The sequence below is a fragment of the Halomicrobium sp. HM KBTZ05 genome (assembly GCF_041530035.1).
Taxonomy (GTDB): domain Archaea; phylum Halobacteriota; class Halobacteria; order Halobacteriales; family Haloarculaceae; genus Halomicrobium.
Map to the genome: position 1 here is coordinate 2,215,745 of NZ_CP168057.1, position 22,616 is coordinate 2,238,360.

The window sequence follows — 22,616 nt, forward strand, 5'->3', positions numbered from 1 at the left end:
CGGGGTGGCGAAGATCGTCACGAAGTGACAGCCGGCAGTATCAGTGGAGCGTCCCCTCGCGGACGCGGTCGTCGTGGGCGAACAGCGCGTACCCGACCTCGACCGGGCGATACCCGGTCTCCTCGGCGATGGCCCTGAGCGGCTCGATCATCGTCACGTAGTCGGCCGCGTCGAACGACTCTTTGCGCCCCTCCAGGTACCCCGTCCGCTCCAGGGACGCCCAGACGCGCGTGTCGACGACGGCGTGGCGGTCGCCGTCGAGTGCGGCGAGCACGCACGACGCGGTCGGGGCCTTGAAGCCACTGAGCCCAGTGAGCAACTGGATCTTCGAGAAGTCGCCGTCGACGGCGCGGACGTTTCGGGTCACCTCCCGACAGCGCTCGTCCGGGTTCGACTCGACGTGGTAGGCGCTGCGCGTGGAGGACTCGTAGGCGATCTCGTAGAGCTGGTCGCGGGTCAGGTACCCCTGTTCGCGGTACGTCTCGCCGACGGCGTCGAGCCGTTCGGGCAACACACCCTGCGTCTCCGCGTAGTAGTCGAGGTTCTCGGCGACGAACTGCTCCATGTCCGGGCGTCCGGCCGCCGACGGCGAAAAGACTGTGGCTGCGGTCGCGGGCAGAGGACGAGAGACAGCGACGGCGTTGCCGGCGTCGTGTGCCATCGCCGCCAGAATAGGTGGCCCCACACCCAAATAACCCATTTGTGCCCCAGTATGGTTGTGTACCTCCCATTTCTAAGGAGTGAATGGGCTCTTTGATTGCATACTGAGTGGCTTCTGATCCAATATCCAGATATACAATCCGAGAACGCTAGAAGCGTACCCGTCAGTCGTCGATATGGACTGCTATCGTCTTGATCTCGAAGGGATCGAACGACAGCGACAGCTGCGAGTCGTCGACCGTCCGGGTGTCACGGGTGTCTTCGATGAGGTTCGTCTCTCGGGCGTCGGTGACCGCGAACTCGAAGTCGACGGTCGTGTCGACGTGGCGGCCGGCCGATTCGTACAGGCGAACGACGAGTTCGTCGTCGCTGTCTTCGGCGCGCTTGATCGCCGAGACGACCACGTCCTCGTCACCGACGGTCACGGGTGCGACCGCGGCCGCCTCGTCGACCGGGCGGGCTCGCGTGGTCGCGTTCAGTTCGCCGGCAGCGCGGTCGACACCGGCCTGGGCCGGGCCGTCCTCGTGGGCGAGCAGCGTGTACGTGAACTCGTGGGTGCCGCGGTCGGCCTCGGGGTCTGGGTGGTTCGGCGCGCGCAGCAGCGACAGGGAGATGTCGGTCCCGTCGACGTTGACCCCGTACTTGCAGTCGTTGAGCAGGGCGACGCCGTAGTCGGTCTCGGACACGTCGACCCACTGCCCGCCCGCCTCCTCCCACCGGGCGGCGTCCCACGAGGTGTTGCTGTGGGTGTCTCGCTCGTGGTGGCCAAAGTGCGTGTCGTAGGTCGCGCTGGTGGCCGACACGCCGGCCGGGAAGTGAGCCTTGAGGAGCTTCTCTTCTTCCTGCCAGTCGACTTCCGTCCGGAACTCCACGCGCCGGGAGTCCCGGTAGAGCGAGACCTCCTGGACGAGCGCGGAGTCGCCGAACGAGCGGCGCTGGCGGACCGTGGCTCGAACGGGGCCGTCCTCGACGACCGTCGTCTCCGGGGCCGGGAGCTGGTCGCCGACCTCGTAGACGTCCTCTTCGATGTCCCACGCTTCGAAGTAGCGGGGCTGGTCGCGGTACAGCATCAGCCTGTTGCCCGGTTCGTCGAGGACCGCCCGGTCGTGTTCCTCGTCGTAGACGGAGACGGTGCCGTCGCTCTCGAACGACACCGTCACGAGCCCGTTCGAGAGGCGGTCGGTCGACACCTCGAAGGGCGTCGCGGCCGGCTCGGCAGCGTCCTCCAGCGAGAGCGTCGTCGCGCCCATCGCTGGCAGCTCCGGAGTCTCGACGAGCACCACGTCCGCCGTGTCGTCGCCGACGCCGGCAGTCGTCGACTGGACGGCCAGATCGTCGCCGTCGGCTGTCCCGACCAGGTCGTCGGCGTCACCGGACACGTCCTCGGCCGGAACGGTGGCGACGCTCTCGTGTGCCCACGACAGGGGGTTCGTCACGGCGAGCCGGTCGCTGTCGGTCGGTTCGCCGAGCAGTGCGTCGAGCGCCGCCGCCCGCGCGTCCGCGGCAGTCTCGAAGACACGCTCGTAGTCCCGGTCGGCGTCGGCGTACACGTCCGTCTGGGACGAGCCCGGCAGGATGTCGTGGAACTGGTTGAACAGGAGCACCTTCCAGGCGTCCTGGAGCCGTTCGTGCGGGTAGTCGAAGTCGGTCGTCGCCAGCGCGAGCGAACACCACAGCTCCGCCTCCCGGAGCGCGTACTCGCCCTTGCGGTTGTTTCGCTTGGTCTGGGCCTGGCTGGTGAGGGTCCCGCGGTGTTTTTCGAGGTACAGCTCGCCGTTCCAGACGGGATAGTCGTCGTAGTTGCGTTCCAGCCGGTCGAACAGCCCCGCGAGCGACCCGTGTTCGACGTCCGGCAGGGCCTCGATGTCGTCGACGACCTGGCCCTTCTCGATCATCTCGCGAGTGGGGCCGCCGCCGCCGTCGCCCCAGCCAAACAGGTACGCCCGGTCCGTCGTCGTCGCGTTCTGGGCGTCGTTGTACACCGAGTGGGTGATCTCTTCGACGTCCATCTGGCCGTTGTAGGTGTCCCCCGGCGGGAAGTGTGCGAGCACCTCCGAGCCGTCGATGCCAGCCCAGCGGAACGTGCTGTGTGGGAAGTCGTTGATCTCGCTCCAGGACATCTTCTGGGTGAGGAAGTACGGGCAGTCTGCCGCCTGCGCGATCCCCGGCAGGCCGGCACTGTACCCGAACACGTCGGGGATAAACGTCACCTCGGGGTCTACGTCGAACTCCTCGCGGAAGTAGCGCTTGCCCAGCAGGTACTGTCGGGCGAGGGCCTCCTCGCCCGCGTTGTTGATGTCCGACTCGACCCACAGCGCCCCTTCGGGTTGCCACTGGCCGTCGTCGATCCGCCGGTCGATCTGGTCGAACTGCTCGGGGTAGCGGTCGCGGATCCACTCGTAGAGGTGGGGCTGGCTCTGCATGAACGTGAACTCGGGGTAGTCGTCCATCAGCGTCAGCACGTTCGAGAACGACCGCCCGCACTTGCGGACCGTCTCCGACCACGGCCAGTGCCACGCCAGATCGAGGTGGGCGTGGCCGACGGCGGTCAGTTGCTGGCCGGTGAGATCCGAGGTCAGCTCCGTCTCGACGGTTTCCAGTTCCTCGATCGCGGCGCGGGCGCTCTCTCGGTACTCGGCCTCGGAGTCGGCGTCGAAGGCGAACGTGTGACTGGCCGCGACGAGGGCGTCGAGCAGCCGACCGTGGTTGGGCGAGTCCTCGTCGTACTGCTCGCGGAGGTCGTTACAGATCGACACGTGGCGGTGGAGATCCGCCACCGCCGGCCGCTCGGCGTACAGTTCGGCGGCCTCCAGCGTGAACTCGTCGACGCCGAGGTTGCCCCACAGGGTCGTCGTCCCGGCCTCGACGAGGAGGTCGAACGACTCCCCGCCCGCGGCCTCGTCGACGAGCTTGTAGGAATCGTGACCGTTGTCGAAGGACTTGACCGGCGTCCCGTCCCGGAAACACAGCGACTCCACGCGCGGGTCGCCGTGGTGGCTCGATCCGTACAGCGGTTCGGCCACGAAGCGGAGGTACACCGGCAGGCCGGCCATCGACTCGGGGACGGTACACTGGAGGCGAAACCAGACGTTCCGGCCGACCGCCTGTTCTTCGGAGACCTGGCCGGTGAGCACGTCTGCGTCGGCGTCCCGACGGTCGTCGGGCTCGGTCTCCCGGCCCCGCTCCCACGTGACGCCGACCGAGCACGGCTCGAAGGACCGTTCGCGGGCCTGCTCGGGCGTCAGAAACGCTCGCGTCTCGTGGTGTGAGATGGTGTCGATCTCGCTGCGCTGTGCGACCCGGAGGCGCTGGAGACGCTCCTCGGTCTCGTCGGCGCGTTTCGCGCTGCTGGTGTCGCGCATGCTACCCACTGTTCGAGCGATCACCTTAAGTGTCGAGGGTCTCGGTCGTCGTCGGCACACCACACGGGCCGGCGAGCGGGCGCTGGCGGGATCGTGTTCAGATAAGCCGCTGCATCTTCCGGCCTGTAGACACCGAAAGGGCGTAGCTGGTGGCACTGTCCACGATCCTGGTGGATGAAAGGGCGAGGCACGGTAGGCGGATCTGCGCCGGCACTATTCGACCGGCGGGAGAATATCCGGCACAGATCCGTCTAGCGTGCCGAGGGCTTTCGGTGCAGCAACGGCCGCATTCGCTCAACTAAACACGACCGCTGGCGGCCCCGATAGAGTTATTGCCCAGAGCGCGATAAGCGCGTACATGGAACGCCACTCTCTCAACGGTAGCTGGCAGTGTCGCCCGGCAGACGGGGGCCAGCAGTTTCCAGCGACGGTCCCCGGCGACGTGTACAGCGACCTGCTGGCGGCCGGCACCATCCAGGACCCATACGAGGCCGACAACGAACTCGACGTCCAGTGGGTCGCCGAGCGCGACTGGTGCTACCGGCGAACCGTCGAGGTCGACGAGACGCTGCTGTCCGAGGCACGACAGACGCTCGTCTGTCACGGGCTGGACACCGTCGCCACGGTCCGGGTCAACGACACCACGGTCGGCAGGACGGACAACATGCATCGCCGCTACGAGTTTCCCGTCGGCGACGCCCTCGAACCCGGACCGAACGAGGTCGAGATCCGGTTCCAGTCGCCGGTCGAGTACAGCAGCCAGCGGGCGGCAGACCACCCCTACGACGTGCCGGTGATGCGCTACCCCCAGGACGTGCCCGACCGCAACCACATCCGCAAGGCCGCCTGTCACTACGGCTGGGACTGGGGGCCGTGCCTGCCGACGATGGGCATCTGGCGCGACGTAGAGCTGGTGGGCCACTCCGGACCCCGCATCACCTACACGAAGAGCCGACAGGACCACCACGACGACGGCGTCGACCTGACCGTCGACGTCGGCCTCGACGTGCCGGCAGAGACCGAGGCGACGCTGACCGCGAACGTCGCCGGAACAACCGAGTCCGTAACGGTGGGACTCGACGGCGGTCGGGAGGAGCACACGCTCGAACTCACCGTCGCCGATCCCGACCTGTGGTGGCCCAACGGCTACGGCGACCAGCCGCTGTACGACCTGACGGTCACCGTCGAGAGCGACCACGACACCGATCGGACGACCGACCGCGTGGGATTCCGGGAGATCGAGCTGTGCCGCGAAGAAGACGACGCCGGCGAGTCCTTCGCCTTCGCGGTCAACGGCGTGCCGGTGTTCGCCAAAGGGGCCAACTGGATCCCGATGGAGGCGCTTCACGGCCGCGTCGACGAGACGGAGTACACCGATCTGCTGGACAGCGCCGCCAGCGCGAACATGAACATGATCCGTGTCTGGGGCGGCGGCCACTACGAACGCGACGCCTTCTACGAGCGCTGTGACGAACTCGGCCTGCTCGTCTGGCAGGACTTCATGTTCGCCTGTTCGCTGTACCCCGCCGACGAGGCGTTCCGCGAGACGGTGGCCGCCGAGGCGCGCTATCAGGTCCGCCGGCTGGCCAATCACCCGAGCCTCGCGCTGTGGTGTGGCAACAACGAGAACGAGGAGGGACTGCACAACTGGTGGGCCGACGAGGACCACATCGACAGCCTCGAAGCCGACTACGAGGCGATCTTCCTCGAAACGCTCGACGAGATCGTCGCCGAGGAAGACCCGTCGCGGCCCTACTGGTCGGCCTCGCCCTCCAGCGGCCGCGAGTACGACGATCCCTACATGACAGAACGGGGTGACATCCACTACTGGGACGTGTGGCACAGCGGGGCCTCCTTCGACGCCTACGAGGAGACCGAACCGCGGTTCGTCTCCGAGTTCGGCTACCAGTCGTTCCCGTCGCCGGAGCTGCTCGCGTCGGTGCTGCCCGCAGACGAACTCAACCCGACCGCCCCGCTGATGGAACACCACCAGCGCAGCCCCGGCGGCAACGGCCGGATCCTCTCGCGGATGACCGACAACTTCCGGACGCCCTTCTCCTTCGAGACGTTCACGTACCTGAGCCAGATCCAGCAGAGCATGGCGATGCAGACCGCGATCGAGCACTGGCGGCGACAGCGGCCACACACGATGGGGGCGCTGTACTGGCAGCTCAACGACCTCTGGCCGTGTGCCTCCTGGTCGTCGATCGAGTACGGCGGCGACTGGAAGGCCAGCCAGTACGTCGCTCGCCGGATCTTCGCACCGCTGCTGGTCTCGACGACGGTGACCGACGACGGCGTCGAGGTGTGGCTGACCAGCGATCGACCCGAGGCGGTCACTGGGACGCTCACCGTGGAAGTCTGGACGCTCGACGGGGAGCGAATCCACGCAGCGTCACACGACACGACCGTGTCCGCACTCGACAGTACGACCCCACTGACCGTCGACGTCGACGCGGTCGCCCCGGACGTAGATCCGTCGAACTGCCTCGTGCGGGCCGACTTCGACGGCCCGGTCGAGTCGTACCCCTCGGTCGCGTTCCGCGAGCCCTACAAGCGACTCGACCTTCGTGTGCCCGACATCGAGGTGCGCGTCGACGGACGGAGAGTGACCCTGGAGACGGACGTGCCGGCGCTGTGGGTGACACTCGACGCCCCGCTGTCCGAGCCGTTCTCGGACAACTACTTCCACCTCGTCCCCGGCGAGTCCCGGACGATCACCGTCGAGAGCGACGCCGACCGCTCGGAGATCGCCGACGCGCTCGCGGCCCTCGACGTGACACACCTCCGCGAGACGTACTGATACTGCCGGCTGTACGTCTGTGAAGGATTTCTCGACCACGGGGTCCCAAATGTCTTGCAACAGTGACAGCCGGCAGTATGAGATGGGCTACTGTCGATGTTTCCCTCGACCGAGGCGTCGAGCACACCTCGTCCCCAAGCATTATAGCGTGGTGCGGCGATCCACCTGTGTGACTCGCAGGCACAGCGACACCACCGGGCGAACACTGGAGCGGCGTCGCCTGCTGGCCGGTCTCGGCGGTCTGACCGCACTGAGCGGGTGCCTCTCGGCCGGAACCGACGGAGGATGTACAGACAGTGGCGTGCCACAGGGCGGGCTCCGGCTCCTCAACGCCGACGGACGGCCCCACACGGTCGAGCTGACGGTGTTTCTCGACGTGCTCGTCGTGCGAGAGGTCGTGTTCGACGAGCGCGTCACGGTGCCGGGCCGAAACGCGGACGAAGACCGACACGTACTGCTCGAAGATGTCGTCGACCGGAGCGGGCGACACGTCCTCCGTGCCCGCGTGCGTGCCTCCGGCGAGACGACCGACTACCTCTGGGACGTGTCGGCCGACGGCTGTACCGGCCTCCTGGTCTCGGTCGACGACGGCGTCGCGACCGTCACCGCCGTCGACACGGACGGTGGGAGACAGCCGTGAGCGCCGCTCGTCACCGCTGGCGCGGTCTGGACCACCCGGAGTTCGTCGGTGCCGTGGTCGTCGTGGTCTTCTCGTTCGCCGTGGGGAAGCTGGGGCTGCTGCCGACGACGGCGATCGTGGCCAACGGATTCCTCGGGGGAGTGGTCGCCGGGACGCTGACCGCGTGGGACGACGCGGGCTACTACCGGGGTGCGCTCGCTGCGGTCGTCGCGACGCCGCTGTTGCTGGCGGTCCACGTCGTCGACGACTTCGTCATCTCGGGCCGGTACGACGTGGTGCTCACGACACTCGGGCGACCGCCCGGAACACTCGTCGATCAACTGATCGTCTACGGAATCTACGAGGGACTGGCCGTCTCGCTTCCTGCCGCCGTCGCTCTCGCTACCGGACTCGTGGGCGGTGCGGTCGGCTTTCGACTGCGCCGACTGTTCGCCCGTCGCTCAGTGTTGCGGTAGCACAGATCGGCACTCGGGGTGGTCGACCGGAGCCGACTGGAGGAATCAGGACGACGATGCCGAGTTCGCCACGTCCTGCAGCGTGAGCGTGTACGCCACGTCCGGATGGTCAGAGGGCGGATTGGCGTCGAAATCGATGGTGACCGCCCCGTCCTCGTGCTTCCAGTCGACCGGCTCTTTGCCGGACGCCGTCAGGAGCGACACCGACGCGGGCGTTACGTCGGGGCCGTCCTCGAAGAGCGTCTGTTCGCCGATGGCCCAGTCGAACAGCGTCGCGTAGAGCGTCCCGTCTTTCCAGGTGTAGCGTACGTCGGTGCTGGAAGCGACACTGTCCTCGGCCTGCTCCCAGTAGGTGGTGCCGAAGATGGCCTCGCCGTTGACCGCGAGCCACTCGCCCAGCCCCCGCAGGCGCTCTTTCTGGACCGCCGGGATGGTCCCGTCCGCTCGCGGGCCGACGTTGATGAGGAGGTTGCCGTTCTTCGAGACGATGTCGACGAACGAGTGGACGAGTTCCTCGACCGAAAGATAGTGGTGCTCTGGTTCGTTGCGGTTGTACCCGAAGGAGCCACCGAGCCCGCGCGTCGCCTCCCACTTGTGTTCCTGTCTCTCGTCGAACGTCTCGTACTCGGGGGTGTAGAAGTCACCGTGTGTCTGCTCTTCGCCCGCGCCGAGGCGGTCGTTGACGGCGACTTCCTTGTCCCACTCCTCGGCCGCCTGCTCGTAGTAGTAGGCGACGGTCTCTTTGGTCCCGTACGCCTCGGTGTCGGCCTTCCAGTTGCCGTCGAGCCACAGGAGATCCGGCCGCGTCTCGTCGATGAGTTCGGTCAGCTTCTCGTTCATGAACTCGACGTACTCCGGGCCGGGGTGGCCCTCGTCGTCGACGTCCGGGTGACCGAACAGACCGGGGTTGTCCGGATCGAAGAAGTTCAGGAGGCCGTGAAAGGAGCCGGCGAACTTCATGTCGCGGTCGCGGACGGCCGCACCGAGTTCGCCGACGATGTCCCGGTTCGGACCGCGCTCGACGGTCGTCCAGTCGGTCACGTCGCTGTCCCAGAGCTGGATGCCGTCGTGGTGTTCCGCGGTCAGGACGACGTAGCGCGCACCCACTTCCTCGTCGAAGAAGGTCGCCCAGCGCTCCGGGTCCCAGCCGTCGGCGCTCCACTGCTCCAGAAAGTCGGTGTACTCGACCTGTTCGCCGTAGGTCGAGCGGTGGTAGTCGTACACGTCGCTGTCTTCGTCGTACATCCCCCTGACGTACCACTCGGCGTAGCCAGACTCGCTGACTTCCCCGTCGTCGGTGACGGGGGCCCACGCGGGGACGGAGTAGGCCCCCCAGTGGATGAAGATCCCGAGCTTCGCGTCGTCGAACCAGTCCGGTAGCTCGTGCTGTTCGAGTGACTCCCACGTCGGCTCGTAGGCGACCATACAGGGTTGTGCGGGCAATCGGGTAAAAAGCTGTTCGTCACTCGCACGGTGACGCCGACGGAGCGAGTCTCAGACAAACGTTTAAGCGACCGGTCGCCGAACAGCCGACAGTGACGGACGACAGTACACGGGTCGATCGACGGAGCGTGCTGGCCGTCGTCGGTGGCGGGCTGCTCGCCGGCTGTTCGGCACCGACGACGACCGATCGATCGCCCCGAACGACCGACGACGAGCGTACGGACGACGAGCGCACGACCGAGGCCGCGACCGACCTCTCCGTCGACACCGGATGGGGGATGTTCGGCCGCAACGCGCGTCACACGAGCCACAGTCCCGACGCATCCGGCCCGCGAACCGACGCCACACAGCAGTGGTCTCACACCTGCGCCCAGGACCAGGGGGACATCCTCGGGACGCCGGCCGTCGCCGACGGCATCGCCTACGTCGGCTGTGGCCGCTCCGTCGAAGCCCTCGACGTCACGACCGGAGCGGTCGAGTGGTCCCGCACGCTCAGTCGCACCAACCGGTTCTCCCCGGCCCTCGGTGCCGGGCGCGTCTACGTGACGATCCGCGGGGAACGAGCGGGCCTGTACGGCTTCGCACGCGACGGCGGCGACACCGAGTGGCACCAGCCCCTCCAGGTCGTCTCGGCCCCGGTGTACGCCGACGGCACGGTGTACGCCCGGACGCGAACCGCCGGAAAGACGCTCCGGGCCTTCGACGCGGACGACGGCACCGAACAGTGGCACCACGGACGCGACTGCCAGCCCTCGGACGCCGTCTGGTCGCCGCCGACGGTCTGGGACGACACGGTGCTGTACCTCGCGACGTGTGCGGACGGTGAGCGCTCGACGCTGTTCGCCCTCGATCGAGCCACGGGCACCGAACGGTGGCACCACGAGATCGACGGCGTCGCGAGCCGCTCGGCCCCGGCAGTGGCAGACGGGGTCGCGTACGTCGGCGACAACGGCGGGCGTCTCTACGCGATCGACCTCGAAGCACGGCGCGAACGGTGGACGACCCCACTGGAGGGACAGCTCTGGACGACGCCGACGATCGGACACGACACCGTCTACGTCGGCAGCGTGACCGGCACGCTGTACGCCGTCGACGCCGCCGAGGGAGCCGTCGACTGGCACCGCAACGTCGGGCTCACCTACGAGACGGCTGCGTTCGACGGCGAGACGCTGTACGTCGGCGGCGTCAACCTACAGGGCGTCGACCCCGCCTCCGGCGAGACGCTGTGGCGAGTGAACACGACGAACACGTTTTCGAGCCAGTTTGCCTCGCCCGCCGTCGTCGGGAACGCGGTCGTCGCGACCAGCTGTGTCAAGACCGATTCCCAGCAGACCAGATACGACAATCGAATCCACGTCGTCGGGTGAGACGAACGACGCTCGATTCCGAGAGCGTCGTGCGGACGGAGAGCGAGACTGTCGCCGCCGACAGGGGGACCGCGGTCCAGTCCTGCTACGCAAATTATATATAGAGGGTTTGCAAACAACGTCGTATGCGGTATTATGCCAAGCGAATCGGCCAATCAGTGCTGACGTTGTTCGTAGTCGTGACGATCACGTTCTTCATGTACCGCTTGCTGCCCGGGGGGCCACTGGAGTTGATGCGCCAGCAGTTGCTACAGGACATGGCGACCCAGGGCACCGGGCAAGCCAACATGCAGGAGGTGAACAGACTGATCGAGCTGTACACGGGCTTCCAGCCCGACGCACCGCTGTACGTCCAGTACTACAACTACATCAAGGACATCGTCGTCCACCAGGACTTCGGGAAGTCGATCTGGCAGAACGAACCGGTGTTCGACATCCTGTTCAAGGCGATGCCGTGGTCGATCTACGTCAGCGTCTACGGACTCGTGCTCGGGTTCTCGACGAACGTCTTCCTGGGCGCGTTCATGGCCTACCGCGAAGGGTCGCGGTTCGACTCCGGGATGACCGGCATCATCGTCGCCGCCAACTCCGTCCCCTACTACGCGGCGGCCATCTTCATGCTCATCGTCTTCTCGTACCAGCTGGGGTGGTTCCCGATCGCCGGGCGATACGGCCCGGCGACGACGCCGGGGTTCAACCTCGATTTCATGGTGAGCGTCGTCCACCACTCCATTCTCCCGATCTTCACCGGCTTCGTCGTCGGGTTCGGGGGCGGTGCGCTGGGGATGCGCGGCAACAGCGTCCGTATCCTCGGAGAGGACTACGTCCGCTCGGCCCGGCTTCGCGGACTCAGTAGCCGGCTCATCGCCGCTCGCTACGTCGGCAAGAACGCCATCCTGCCGATGTACACCGGGCTGATGATCGGGCTGGCGGGCATCTTCTCCAGCAGCGTCATCATGGAACAGATCTTCACGTACCCGGGCGTCGGCTGGTACACGTTCGGTGCCCTGGAGAACCGCGATTACCCGCTCTTGCTGGGTTCGTTCATCTTCTTCACGACGATCACCATCACCGGCATCACGATCGCAGACATGACATACAGTCTCATCGACCCACGGATCGAATCGGGAGGCGAAGATGAGTCGTTCTGACTCCGAATCGGCGGCCGACTACCTCGCAGACATCGCCGACGAGAGTACGGGGCCGCTCTCGCGGAGAGAGCGGTTCGACCGCTTCGTCGAGGACTCGATCCGGACCCCGTTCCGGATCATCTGGGGCGACCTGCGGACCAGAATCGGGATCTCGATCCTGCTGGCGTTTACCCTCGTCGGGACCGTCGGCGTCTCGATCGTGCCGAAACCGGAGTTCAACGAGGCACCGCGGTACGTGCCGCCGTTTACCAACTGGGCGGTGCCCCTCGGGACCGACGGTTACGGCAAGGCCATCGGGAAACAGCTCGTCCACGCGACGCCGGCAGTTCTCGAAATCGTCGTCGCGGGGGCCGTCATCTCGATGGTGCTGGCGACGGTCATCGGCGTCACGGCCGGCTACAAGGGCGGCAGGGTCGACGACATCCTGATGTTCATCACGGACGCGGTGCTGACGATTCCGGGGCTCCCCCTGATCCTCGTCATCGCGTCGATCTTCACGCCGGAACGACCCTTCGTCGTCGGGCTGTTGCTGGGGATCGACAACTGGCCGGGTCTGGCTCGCACCCTCAGGTCACAGGTGCTCTCGATCCGCCACGAGTCCTACGTCGAGGCATCCAGAGCGATGGGGATGTCCTCGCCACACATCCTCCGCAAAGACGTGACGAAGCAGCTGATGCCCTACATCACGATCAACGCGGCCAACGCGGCCCGAGGCGTCATCTTCGAGTCCGTCGGGCTGTACTTCCTCGGCATCCTGCCGTTTACCTCGGCCAACTGGGGCGTCATCATGAACGAAGCCTACCAGACCAGCGGCGTGTTGAGCAACCTGGGACGGATCCACTGGATGATCTGGCCGATGGTGACCATCTCGCTGTTCTCGGTCGGCCTCATCCTGCTCTCCCAGGGGATGGACCGCCTGTTCAACCCCCGTATCCGGGCCCGGCACTCCGATACGGCCGGCGAGGAGACGGCGACGGCGAAGATGGAGTGAGACTTCTCGCAGCGTTTTCTCGGGACGTGACTGCGTGCGGTCGGTCCTCCGAAGATCCGGTTTTCGCACGAGACGGTCAGTCGAGACCTCCGGCTGTCTATCTGTGAGGTGTCGTTGCGAATAGCGTCACGAAGTGACAGCGGTCTGATACTGCCGGCTGTAACTTCGTGAGGATCTTCGCCACCTCGGGGTGGCGAAATCGTTCACAGATGTACAGCCGGTAGTATGAAGAACGGTGTGAAACGGTGGACTGGGACAGACAGCGGTCGGGTGGACGACGGTTACTTGTACTTGTGCTTGATCGCCCCGCGCTTGAGTGCGGCGTGCATGCCGGCGTAGATCTCGTAGGTCTCGTCGTCGACCGGCATGTCGAAGTCCTTCGTGTCTCCCCAGAAGCCGGCCTTCGGCTGGAGGATGACGAGGTGGGGCAGATCGTAGTTCCAGTACCGGGCGAGCAGGCGGACGTTCTCGCGGGTCTGTGCCTCAGATTCCGCGCTGAGCGTCTCGTCGTACAGCTCCCAGAGGTTGATCTGCTTGCCGTCGCCGGAGATTTCCTTGGCACCGGGCTCGGTCGGGATTTCCGGCGTGAGCGGCATCCCGTTGAACGGGGAGCGTTCCTTGCCCTCGTCGAGCCACTTCGGGAGCTGGGTGCCGTAGTTCTCCAGATTCGCGAGACGCAGCCCGCCGATCTGGCTCGATCGGAAGTACGAGATCGGGTGGTTCAGGAAGTTGTTGTGGAAGAAGAAGGTCAGGTCGTAGTCCATCTGGTTTCTGGCGCGCTTGTAGTAGACACCGCCGGAGACGCCCTCGAAGTTCATGTCGAAGCCGAACTGGTTCATCTGGGAGTTGACCGTCCGCGCGCCTTTGGTGAAGGCACCCCAGTTGATCGAGAGCATGTTGAACGAGACGGTCTTGCCGTCGGGATCGACCCACTCCCCGCCTTGCTTGCTGTAGCCGGCCTCGTTCAGGTACTTCGTCGCGCCCTCGGGGTCGGCGGTGATCGGGTAGTCGGCCATCTTGCCGTACAGTTCGTCACCGAGCCACTGCTTTGCCATCCGCTTGCCCATTCCCGTCTGCTTTGGCACCGCGGCGGCCTGGGGCTGCTGGTTCGCGATGATGCTGTTCCAGTCGATCAGGTGGGCGAGTGCCTGCCGGACCTTCCGCTTCTGGAGGTGCTCGTTCGTGTGGTTGAACGCGACCTTGCGGAGCTGGACGGACCGGCTCTCGGTGATGTTTTGCAGGTGATCGGGACCGGTGAACGAGGACTTCAACAGCCCACGCCCGAGGTCGAGCTTGTCCTGCTTCTTGATGATGCTGCCGCCCTCCTTGATCGCCCGGACGCGGTAGGTCTCGACCTGGTTGTCCTGGTACCACGGATGGTCCGTCCGGACCTCGAACACCATGGCCTGGTTGTTGGCTTCCGTCAGCTCGTAGGGGCCGTTACCGAGCCCGTTGTCGAGGATCTCGGTGCTGGTCACTTTGAACTTTTCGAGCTCCTGGGTGACCGAGTCCCGCGCGGACTGGTCCGCAGCGTCCTGGTACTTTTCGAGCCACTCCTGGTAGAGACTCGGGTGGGCCGCGAGGAAGGTCCCCGTGGAACTCTCCTTGAGGATCGTCGGGTTCTGGGGCTTCTTGTACTCGCGCTTGAGCGTTCGGTCGTCTTCGGTCCAGACCCGCTTCATGGAACTCCCCTCGGGATTCTGGAGGCGCGAGATCTCGTCGGAGATGTACTGGTGTTCGGCCGTCACCTGGTCGCCGTTCCACCAGGTCAGGTTGTCGGGGAACGTCCAGGTCTCGATCTGCTCGTCGGTGTCGTACGACCAGTCGTCGAGGACCCACAGCTGGGTGGGCCGGGTCACGTGGTACAGCCCACGCGCGAGGTTCCACGGGAAGTCCGGACCGAAGATGTTCCAGTTGACGTCGGTCGGGATCCGTCCGACCTTCCTGACCAGTTCGGGGTCGCGCGGCTCGGCGTCCGAAGCCGGCGTCGAGGTGTCGCCGGTCCCGTCGGTCGACGTGGTCGTCGATCCGTCACCGCTACAGCCCGCGAGGGCAGCAGCGCCACTGGCAGTCACGGTGAGCAGCCGTCGGCGTGAGACCCGACGCTGGCTACGCTCTCCACTCTCCTGGCGGTTTCTGTTTGCCACCATACCACACCCCAGTTACCTAGACTATTTATAATTTTTCATCATCGGGGTCGGCGGTCCGGGTCGACGACGCTCCCGGCCATCGGGTGGCGACCGTCGTGGTCAGAGAGCGGGCGGCGGAGCCTCGCAGTGACACCGTCTCTGGAGACGACGCCGTCGACCGACACGGTGCGTTATGTGATGCTGAATACCACGGTAATGGGCCTGTGCCGGCCGACGACAGCAGTTCTCACGGCGACCAGAACGCCCAATATCAAACGTACTTTTGTTATCTCATCTGGGAGCGCCGTAGCGGAGTTGTTCTTTGTTGCCGAATTTGATTATGTTTTGCCGAACAGTTCTTCTGTCGTCTGGGCCGTCCGGAGTCCGTGGCAGGTATTCACGTGTCTCGGAGACTATCACGGACGTTCGGTGTGTTTCGACCGCCCGTCCGTCCACGTCCCCGTCAGCCGTCGATTCGTCTGCGTGGAATATTGTCATAGAACACCGCTACTGCCAGTTTACAGCGGGGCTCGGATTTTCCGGGCACCCAAATAACAGACGTACTTTCGTTACTCGAAGCGGGCGGGATAGAGCGGAACCGTTCGGCAGCGAAGAATCTTGTTCGTCATTGCAGATTCGTCGTTCGCCCAGGTGATGGCTCGGGAACTACCGCGGTGAAGACGGCCGGACGATCACTCGACGGGATCGTCGCCGGTGATCGACCAGCAAGCGAGAACGAGGACGACGAGTAGCCCTTCGAGGAGTCCGATCCCGAGGAGATTGAGGACGGCGAGGACGTGGTTCGCGCTCCCCGGTTCGGTCACGGAGACCGACACGGCGAGGAGCACGAGCGCGACTGCCAGGAAGCCAAAGAGCGCCGCGATGCCGCGCTTCTGGCTACAGACGTACTTCAGCAGGAATCGCGGGAACGAGTCGCGCCGGGACACGGTTACGAGTACGCCATGTTGAGTTCGATGACGTTGACGGCCTTGCGCAGGAGGCTCGGGATCTCTTCCTCGTAGCGTTCCCCGTTGAGGCGGTTGACCGGGCCGGAGACGCTGATCGCCCCTCTGACCTCCCTGTCCTTGTCGAGGATCGGTGCGGCGACGCAGTGGAGCCCCTCCAGACGCTCCTGTCTGTCGAATGCGATGCCCTGGTCTCGAATGGTCTCCAGCTCGTCGAAGAGGACGTCGCGGCTCTGGATCGTCTCCGCGGTCATCCTCGGCATCCCGTGCCTGTCGAGAATGTCTGTTACCTCGTCGCGGTCGCGGTGGGCCAAGATGGCTTTGCCCAGTGCGGTGCTGTGGAGGTGGACGCGGTGGCCGACGCGGGCGTCGACGTTGACGGCGTCGTCGCCGTGTCGGCTGTAGACGTAGACACCGCGTCCGTGCTCCTCGACCATGAGGTTCGCGAGTTCGCCGGTGTCCGCGGCGAGTTCGTCGACTTCGGACTTCGAGACCTCGTAGACCTGCCGGCGGGAGCGGGCGTGGGTCCCGAGGCTGAGGTACTTCAGGCTGATACGGTAGGTCGACCCCTCCTTCGCGACGTACTCCATCTCGCGGAGCGTGCTCAGGTGGTTGTGGACGCTGCTCTTCGGGAGGTCGGTCTCCGCGGCGAGTTCGGAGATACCTGCCCCGTTGAGTTCCTCCAGTGCTTCGAGGACGCGATAGGAGGTCTGTGCGGCCTTGATCGGGTACGTCGCTTCTGGACCGTCCGACATGGCATGGGGTACAGTCCCATGTTAGAAAACAGTTGTTCTTTTTCGAAGAACCGGCGAGGGGCCGAGACGGGAGACACACCGGCTTTCGACGGCGGCGTACTCACCACGAGGTGACCGTCACGTCTTCGAGGGGGCGTTCGAGTGGCAGTGAGACGATGCTGTCGGTGTTGTGTGAGACGTACAGGCCGATGATGACCTCCAGCGACGTGATCGCCTCGGTGCCGGGCGAGTGGTTCGTCGCCGCCCCGTCCAGCAGGTCGCTGACGTGGCGCGCCGCGTTGGGGAAGGCCGACCGGTAGTCCTCGTCCCACGACCACGCGCCGTCGATTCCGGGCAGTTCACGCTCCACGTGTTCGCCGTCTTCGAGCCGCCAGTAGCGCCACTCGCCGTCGTCGTTGTTGAGATAGCACTTTCCTTCGGTCCCGACGATCTGGAAGGTCATCGAGGAGATCTCCCGTTCGAGCGTGCAGTCGACGTTGACGTACACGTCCTCGTCGGTGACGAGGAATCCCCCGCCACCGGAGTCGGTCACCTGCTCGTCGGCGTCGAGTGCAGTCGTGGCACCGTTCGTCCCCGTCAGGTGGCCGGCCACGGTGTCGACGTCCTGATCGAGGAGGTACGACAGCGTGTCCAGGACGTGCGTCGCGTTGCGGAGCAGTTCCTGTCTGAACTGCGCAGAGACAGACTGGACCTCGCCCAGGAGGGCCTCGTCCTGCAGCAGCGTCCGCAGGCGCTGGAGTTTCTCGGTGAAGCGAAACGAATGGTTGACGACGAGGTCGATCTCTCGGCGGTCGCAGGCGTCGATCATCGCCCGAGCGTTCGCGACCTGCGAGGCGATGGGTTTCTCACACCAGATGACCGAGGGCGGGTCGGCCGCGCTGGCGGCGTCGACGACGTGGTCGTGGTGGAGGTACGACGGCGTACAGACGGAGACGGCGTCGAGGTCCTCGGCGGCGAGCATCGCCTCGTGGCTGGTGTAGCGGTGCTCGGCGGGAACGTCCCACGCGTCACCGAACGTCGCGAGTGTCTCCTCGTCGACGTCGGCGACGGCGACGAGTTCGATGTCCTCGGTGGCGTCGTAGCCGCCCGCGTGACTCGCGCGGACCTTCGTCTCGCCCACGTCGTCCTCGTCGTGCATCCCGAGGATACCGAGGCCGGCGATGCCGCCCGCACCGATGATTCCCGCCCGATACATTATGGCTCGTAGGAGAGCTTGTAGACGAGGTAGCCACCGAAGCCCACGAGCATGGCCGAGACGCCCCAGATGCCGAACATCCCCGCGAACACGCCGTCGATGACCAGCGCACCGAGGACGACGAGGACGACGCCCAGCAGGGCGATACGGAGGAGGTTCGATTGCCAGACGTGCCCGAGGACGCGCCTGACGGCGGTCGGCGAGGTCGCTTCGCTCGAAACGCTGTTCGAACTCATACACTCGACTGCGACAGACGACTCAATAAAAGTTCCGCCGTGTTACGCGTCGTCGGCCAGGGATGGACTGTCCCAGTACTCGTGGTCCTCGTCCGTCCGGAAGCAGGACGCACAGTGGTCGCTCGTTTCCAGCGTGGGCGACTGTTCGGCACAGACCTCGCGGGCTTCGGGACAGCGCGTGTGGAACCGACAGCCACTGGGTGGGTCGACGGGGTCGGGAATGTCGATGGTCCGCATCGGCATCTCGGATTCGTCGTCCCCGGCGAGGTCCGGGGTCGCCCAGCGCAGTGCCTTTGTGTAGGGGTGTTTGGGGTTCTGGAGGATCTGCTCGACCGGTCCGATCTCGACGAGTTCGCCGAGGTACATGATCCCGATGCGGCCGTCGGCCTTCTCGGCGAGGTACCGGGCGTTCGAGAGGTCGTGGGAAATGAACAGGAACGAGGTGTCGAACCGGTCTTGCAGCTCCAGCATCAGGTCCATCGTCTCGACGCGCAGCGACACGTCGAGCGCGCTGATCGCCTCGTCGGCGAGGATGAGGTCCGGGTTCATCAACAGCGCGCGGATGAGCGCGATGCGTTGCTGTTCGCCGCCAGAGAGCTGGTGGGGGTACCGTTCGGCGTAGTCCTCGGCCGGCGTGATGCCGACCGTCTTGAGCATCCCGTTGATGCGGGCGTTGCGCTCTTGTTTGTCCAGCTCCGGATACCAGCGCTTGAGAGGCTCTGCGAGCGTGGTCTGGACCCGGTGGTAGGGGTTCAGCGCACTGCCGGGGTCCTGGTGGATGATCTGGAGCGCGCGGCGAATGTCGGCGAAGGGGACCGACACGTCACCCTTCCCGTCCTTGGCGTCCCAGATGTCCTGTCCGCGGTAGGTGATCGAACCGCCGGTCGGGCGCTGGAGCCCGACGGCGGTCTTGCCCAGCGTGGTCTTGCCACAGCCGGACTCGCCGACCAGTGCGACGACGTCGTTCTCGTAGATGTCCAGGTCGACGCCGTCGACGGCCCGGACCGTCTCGGAGTCGGAGAAGTAGCCACTCAGTGGCCCGTCGTCGTCGCCGAAGTGGACTTCCAGCGACTCCATCGACACCAGCGGGTCCTCGTCCTGGTGGTCGGACCAGGTGGCCGAAACGTCGGCCGACGCCGCGCCGTCCTGGCCGTCGTCGAGCGAGAAGGGGATCTCCGTCTGTGCCGCCTCCCAGTGGTGACAGGCCACGTCGTGGGTGTCCGTCGCGTCGTAGAAGCCGGGGTCTGACTCCCGACACGTCGAGTCGGCAAGCGAGCACCGCGGGTGGTAGCGACAGCCGTCCGGGACGTTGACCGGGTCGGGAGCGGAGCCGGCGATCGGTTCCATCTTGTCGATGGGCGCTTCGAGGTTCGGGACGGCGTTGAGAAGCGCCCGCGTGTACGGGTGGGCCGCGTGGTCGAGGAGGTCCTCGGTGGGACCGATCTCGACGAAGTCGAACGCGTACATGACCGCCAGCCGGTCTGCGAGCTCCGAGATCAACGCGAGGTCGTGCGTGATGAACACGAGCGTGAGGTCGTACTTCGACTGGAGGTCTTCGAGCAGTTCGAGGATCGACCGCTGCATGAGCAGGTCCAGCGCCGCCGTCGGCTCGTCCATGACGAGCACCTCGGGTTCGAGCACCAGTGCCAGCGCGATGAGCGCACGCTGGGTCATCCCCCCGGAGAGTTCGTGTGGGTACGACGCCAGCACGCGGTCGGGTTCGAGGTAGAGATCCGAGAGCAGTTCCCGCGCGTGTTCGAGCCCTTCCTCGACGTCGGTGTCGTGGGCCAGCAGCGTCTCTTTGAAGTGAGTCTCGATGGTCGTCGTGGGGTTGAACGACGACATCGCGCCCTGGAACACCATGGAGATGTGCTCCCAGCGGAACGACTTGAGCTGGTCCTCCGGCAACGACGTCACGTCGACCGGATCGCCGTCTTCGGGGTGGTAGCGGACGGTTCCGCTGAGCTGGCCGGGCTGGACGACGGCGTCGAGCAACGCCGAGGCGAACATCGACTTGCCCGATCCGCTCTCCCCGACGATCCCCAGGACCTCCTCGCGGCCGATGTCCATGTTGGTCTCGTCGAGGACGCGAGACTCACCCCGATCCATGTCGAACGTGACAGACGCGTTTCTGATCTCCAGGATGGGGTCGACGACACTACTGCCCGACTGCTGGTGACTCTGAGTGTGCATAGTCGAATCCTGACTGCCCTGTAATGGCGTACCACAGACAGGGGCTTACTGCGTATATTCGAAGCGTCACATATTATTTTGACGGTTAGGGCATCGACGAGCGCCCGCGAGACGCCGACGTTATAGTCGCCATTGAAAGTCGATGTACACCCGATCGCACGACAACAGTGCGATCGGTGTGTCAATCGTTTCAATTGTTACTGTCGTCGTAGACGTGCCGGCTCCCGGTCGCGTTGGCCTCGATGTAGTCCCAGTCGTACTCGACGCCGAGGCCGGGGCCGTCCGGAACGTCGACACAGCCGTCGTCGTCGACGGTGTCGAGCAGATCCGAGTAGCCCCCGTCGTACACCGGCGGCTGGGTGTTCTGACAGTCCGGGTGGACCAGTGCGAGTTCGTAGTAGTTGGTGTTCCGACAGGCGGCGATGCAGTGGCGCTGGGCCGGCCCCGGCGCGTGGAACTCCACGTCGAGTCCGAACGACTCGGCCATGCGTGCGGTCTTCATCGCGCCGGTGATCCCGCCGTCGTACTCGGGGTCGGCTCGAACGAAGTCAGTCGCGCCCGAGGCCACGAAGTCGGTCTTCGGTTCGAGGCCGCGGACGTGTTCGGTCTGGAGGAGCGGCGTGTCGAGGTGTTCGCCCAGCTTGGTGTGGCTGTGCTGGGAGACGCCGCCGTCGCGGTACGGGTCCTCGTACCAGAAGAAGCCGGCGTCGTCGCAGGCGCGCCCGACCTGGAGCGCGTCACCGAACGTCTCGTACTCGCAGGCGGGGTCCATCATCAGGTCCATCTCGTCGCCGACGCGCTCGCCGACCGCCCGGACCGCGGCGGCCTCGCGGTCGACGTCTCGGGAGCCGTCGCCGCCACCCCAGCCGTGGAGCTTGAACCCGCCGAAGCCGCGGTCGAGACACGACTCGGCGAACGACGCGAACGCCTCGGGGGAGTCCAGACCGCCGTTCTCGTCGCCGTGGTACGTCGACGCGTAGGCGGGGATCGACGTGCGATAGGTGCCGAGCAGTTCGTGAATCGGCGCGTCGTGGTACTTGCCGGCGAAGTCCCACAGCGCGATGTCGATGGGGCCGATTCCCATTCGATCGTACTTCCGGAGCGCGCGTTTGACTTCCGACCAGTGTTTCTCGCGGTGGAGCGGGTTCTTCCCGACGAGGTAGTCGGCGACGATGTTGTACTGGGCGGCCGCCGGAGAGTTGCCGCCGACGTACTGCCCGGAGATGCCCGTGTCCGTGTGGATCTCGATCGCGAACAGTTTCCGCTCGGTCGTGGTGCCGGGCTCGTACACGAGGTTGAATCCGTGACGGTCCGTCCCCACGTCCGGGAGCGGATACGCGAACTCGGTGCTCTCGATGCTGGTGATCTCGACCATACACACACCGCCACACGCCGGCTAATAAAACTGGGTGAGTCTCGTCGCCCCGTGGCTACTGCAGGTTGCCGCCCCCGCCGATCCGGAGGATGTCGCCGACGACGTAGTCGGCCCGGTCCGAGCACAGGAAGAGCACGCCGTCCGCGACATCTTCCGGGCGGCCGAGCCGGCCGAGCGGGCGCTGCTGGCCCCAGTCGTCGAGGACGGCCTCGACGGTCGTGTCCTCGGTGTCGGCGACGGCGCGTGCCTCTTTGCGGAGCTGGAAGGTGTCGACGGCGTCGGTCGAGACGGCGTTGACGCGGATCCCCTCGCTAGCGAAGTCGTGGGCGAGCCGCCAGGTGAGCCCGTTGACCGCCGTGTTCGAGATGCCGTACAGGCCACGCCCGCCGGTCCGTCGATCGCCGGTCTGGCTGGAGACGTTGACGATACGGCCGTCGACGCCTGCCTCGACCATGTGCCGGCCCACCAGCGTCGCACAGTAGAACTGCGAACGGACGTTGACGGCCATCGTGTGGTCCCACTCGGCGAGGTCGGCCGAGAGCAGCGATCCCTCCCGTGGCCAGACTGCCGCGTTGTTGACGAGCACGTCCACCTGGTCGAACGCCTCGATCGCCGCCGCGACGAGCGTCTCGACGTCGTCGGGTTCGGCCATGTCGCCGGGGATGCCGACGACGGTGCCCTCGCCCAGCTCGTCGAGTTCAGCCGCCGTCTGGGCGACCTCGCTCTCGGTTCGTGCGTTGACGGCCACGTCGGCGTCGTGTTCGGCGAAGGCCGCGGCGACGCTGCGGCCGATCCCTTTCGTCGATCCGGTGACCATAGCTGCCACTCCCTCGAAGTCGTACGTCGCTGTGCCGACCATGTCAGACGGGTACCGCGACCTGCGTCCTAAACCCTCC

General features: G+C 65.7%; 17 protein-coding genes. 6 read left to right on the forward strand and 11 right to left on the reverse strand.

Translation table 11 applies throughout. The features are described from left to right. Nucleotides 1–40: 40 nt before the first annotated feature. Nucleotides 41–565, reverse strand: coding sequence for a hypothetical protein (locus ACAH01_RS11510; RefSeq protein ID WP_372479269.1), 525 nt, complete (start codon nucleotides 563–565; stop codon nucleotides 41–43). A gap of 259 nt (nucleotides 566–824) precedes the next feature. Further along, a complete protein-coding gene (locus tag ACAH01_RS11515; RefSeq protein ID WP_372479270.1) occupies nucleotides 825–4,022 on the reverse strand; it encodes an alpha-mannosidase in 3,198 nt (1,065 codons plus the stop codon). Between the two features lie 358 nt (nucleotides 4,023–4,380). Here ACAH01_RS11515 and ACAH01_RS11520 point away from each other — a divergent pair, with 358 nt between their 5' ends. The 3 genes from ACAH01_RS11520 (at nucleotide 4,381) to ACAH01_RS11530 (ending at nucleotide 7,920) form a co-directional block, all read left to right on the forward strand. Beyond that, a complete protein-coding gene (locus ACAH01_RS11520; RefSeq protein WP_372479271.1) occupies nucleotides 4,381–6,825 on the forward strand; it encodes a glycoside hydrolase family 2 protein in 2,445 nt (814 codons plus the stop codon). Nucleotides 6,826–6,994: 169 nt separating this feature from the next. Beyond that, complete coding sequence (locus tag ACAH01_RS11525) at nucleotides 6,995–7,465, forward strand: hypothetical protein (protein WP_372479272.1); 471 nt, start codon at nucleotides 6,995–6,997, stop codon at nucleotides 7,463–7,465. Next, entirely contained in the window at nucleotides 7,462–7,920 is a 459-nt protein-coding gene (locus ACAH01_RS11530) for a hypothetical protein (RefSeq protein ID WP_170093880.1), read from the forward strand. The genes ACAH01_RS11525 and ACAH01_RS11530 overlap by 4 nt, the downstream gene beginning before the upstream one ends. Nucleotides 7,921–7,965: 45 nt before the next feature. Here ACAH01_RS11530 and ACAH01_RS11535 read toward each other — a convergent pair whose 3' ends face one another. Continuing rightward, nucleotides 7,966–9,345 carry an alpha-L-fucosidase gene (locus ACAH01_RS11535; protein WP_372479274.1) on the reverse strand — a complete coding sequence of 460 codons (1,380 nt, stop codon included), beginning with the start codon at nucleotides 9,343–9,345 and terminating at the stop codon, nucleotides 7,966–7,968. A gap of 110 nt (nucleotides 9,346–9,455) precedes the next feature. On the opposite strand from ACAH01_RS11535, the gene ACAH01_RS11540 reads away from it, so the two are divergent. From ACAH01_RS11540 to ACAH01_RS11550, 3 genes are all read left to right on the forward strand, one after another. Continuing rightward, entirely contained in the window at nucleotides 9,456–10,730 is a 1,275-nt protein-coding gene (locus ACAH01_RS11540; protein WP_372479275.1) for a PQQ-binding-like beta-propeller repeat protein, read from the forward strand. 125 nt (nucleotides 10,731–10,855) lie between these two features. Continuing rightward, the gene (locus tag ACAH01_RS11545; protein ID WP_153553004.1) at nucleotides 10,856–11,881 is read left to right on the forward strand and encodes an ABC transporter permease; all 1,026 of its coding nucleotides are present in this window, start codon (nucleotides 10,856–10,858) and stop codon (nucleotides 11,879–11,881) included. Next, a complete protein-coding gene (locus tag ACAH01_RS11550; RefSeq protein WP_372479276.1) occupies nucleotides 11,868–12,872 on the forward strand; it encodes an ABC transporter permease in 1,005 nt (334 codons plus the stop codon). The genes ACAH01_RS11545 and ACAH01_RS11550 overlap by 14 nt, the downstream gene beginning before the upstream one ends. Before the next feature lie 281 nt (nucleotides 12,873–13,153). Here the strand turns inward: ACAH01_RS11550 and ACAH01_RS11555 are convergent, their stop codons facing one another. The 8 genes from ACAH01_RS11555 to ACAH01_RS11590 all read right to left on the reverse strand — a co-directional run bounded on the left by ACAH01_RS11555 (nucleotide 13,154) and on the right by ACAH01_RS11590 (nucleotide 22,579). Then, entirely contained in the window at nucleotides 13,154–15,022 is a 1,869-nt protein-coding gene (locus tag ACAH01_RS11555; protein ID WP_372479277.1) for an ABC transporter substrate-binding protein, read from the reverse strand. A gap of 671 nt (nucleotides 15,023–15,693) precedes the next feature. Next, nucleotides 15,694–15,948 (reverse strand): hypothetical protein, encoded by a 255-nt coding sequence (locus tag ACAH01_RS11560; protein ID WP_372479278.1) that lies wholly within the window; start codon nucleotides 15,946–15,948, stop codon nucleotides 15,694–15,696. A gap of 2 nt (nucleotides 15,949–15,950) precedes the next feature. Next, a complete protein-coding gene (locus ACAH01_RS11565) occupies nucleotides 15,951–16,721 on the reverse strand; it encodes an IclR family transcriptional regulator (protein ID WP_170093874.1) in 771 nt (256 codons plus the stop codon). Nucleotides 16,722–16,821: 100 nt separating this feature from the next. Further along, nucleotides 16,822–17,919 carry a Gfo/Idh/MocA family protein gene (locus ACAH01_RS11570; protein ID WP_372480807.1) on the reverse strand — a complete coding sequence of 366 codons (1,098 nt, stop codon included), beginning with the start codon at nucleotides 17,917–17,919 and terminating at the stop codon, nucleotides 16,822–16,824. Beyond that, complete coding sequence (locus ACAH01_RS11575) at nucleotides 17,916–18,152, reverse strand: hypothetical protein (protein WP_170092367.1); 237 nt, start codon at nucleotides 18,150–18,152, stop codon at nucleotides 17,916–17,918. Before ACAH01_RS11575 ends, ACAH01_RS11570 begins: the two co-directional genes overlap by 4 nt. A gap of 42 nt (nucleotides 18,153–18,194) precedes the next feature. After that, nucleotides 18,195–20,345, reverse strand: coding sequence for an ABC transporter ATP-binding protein (locus tag ACAH01_RS11580; protein WP_170093873.1), 2,151 nt, complete (start codon nucleotides 20,343–20,345; stop codon nucleotides 18,195–18,197). Between the two features lie 190 nt (nucleotides 20,346–20,535). Continuing rightward, the gene (locus ACAH01_RS11585) at nucleotides 20,536–21,720 is read right to left on the reverse strand and encodes a mandelate racemase family protein (protein ID WP_372479279.1); all 1,185 of its coding nucleotides are present in this window, start codon (nucleotides 21,718–21,720) and stop codon (nucleotides 20,536–20,538) included. Between the two features lie 55 nt (nucleotides 21,721–21,775). Beyond that, on the reverse strand, nucleotides 21,776–22,579 hold the full coding sequence (locus ACAH01_RS11590) for an SDR family NAD(P)-dependent oxidoreductase (protein ID WP_372479280.1): 804 nt from the start codon (nucleotides 22,577–22,579) through the stop codon (nucleotides 21,776–21,778). Nucleotides 22,580–22,616: the final 37 nt, after the last annotated feature.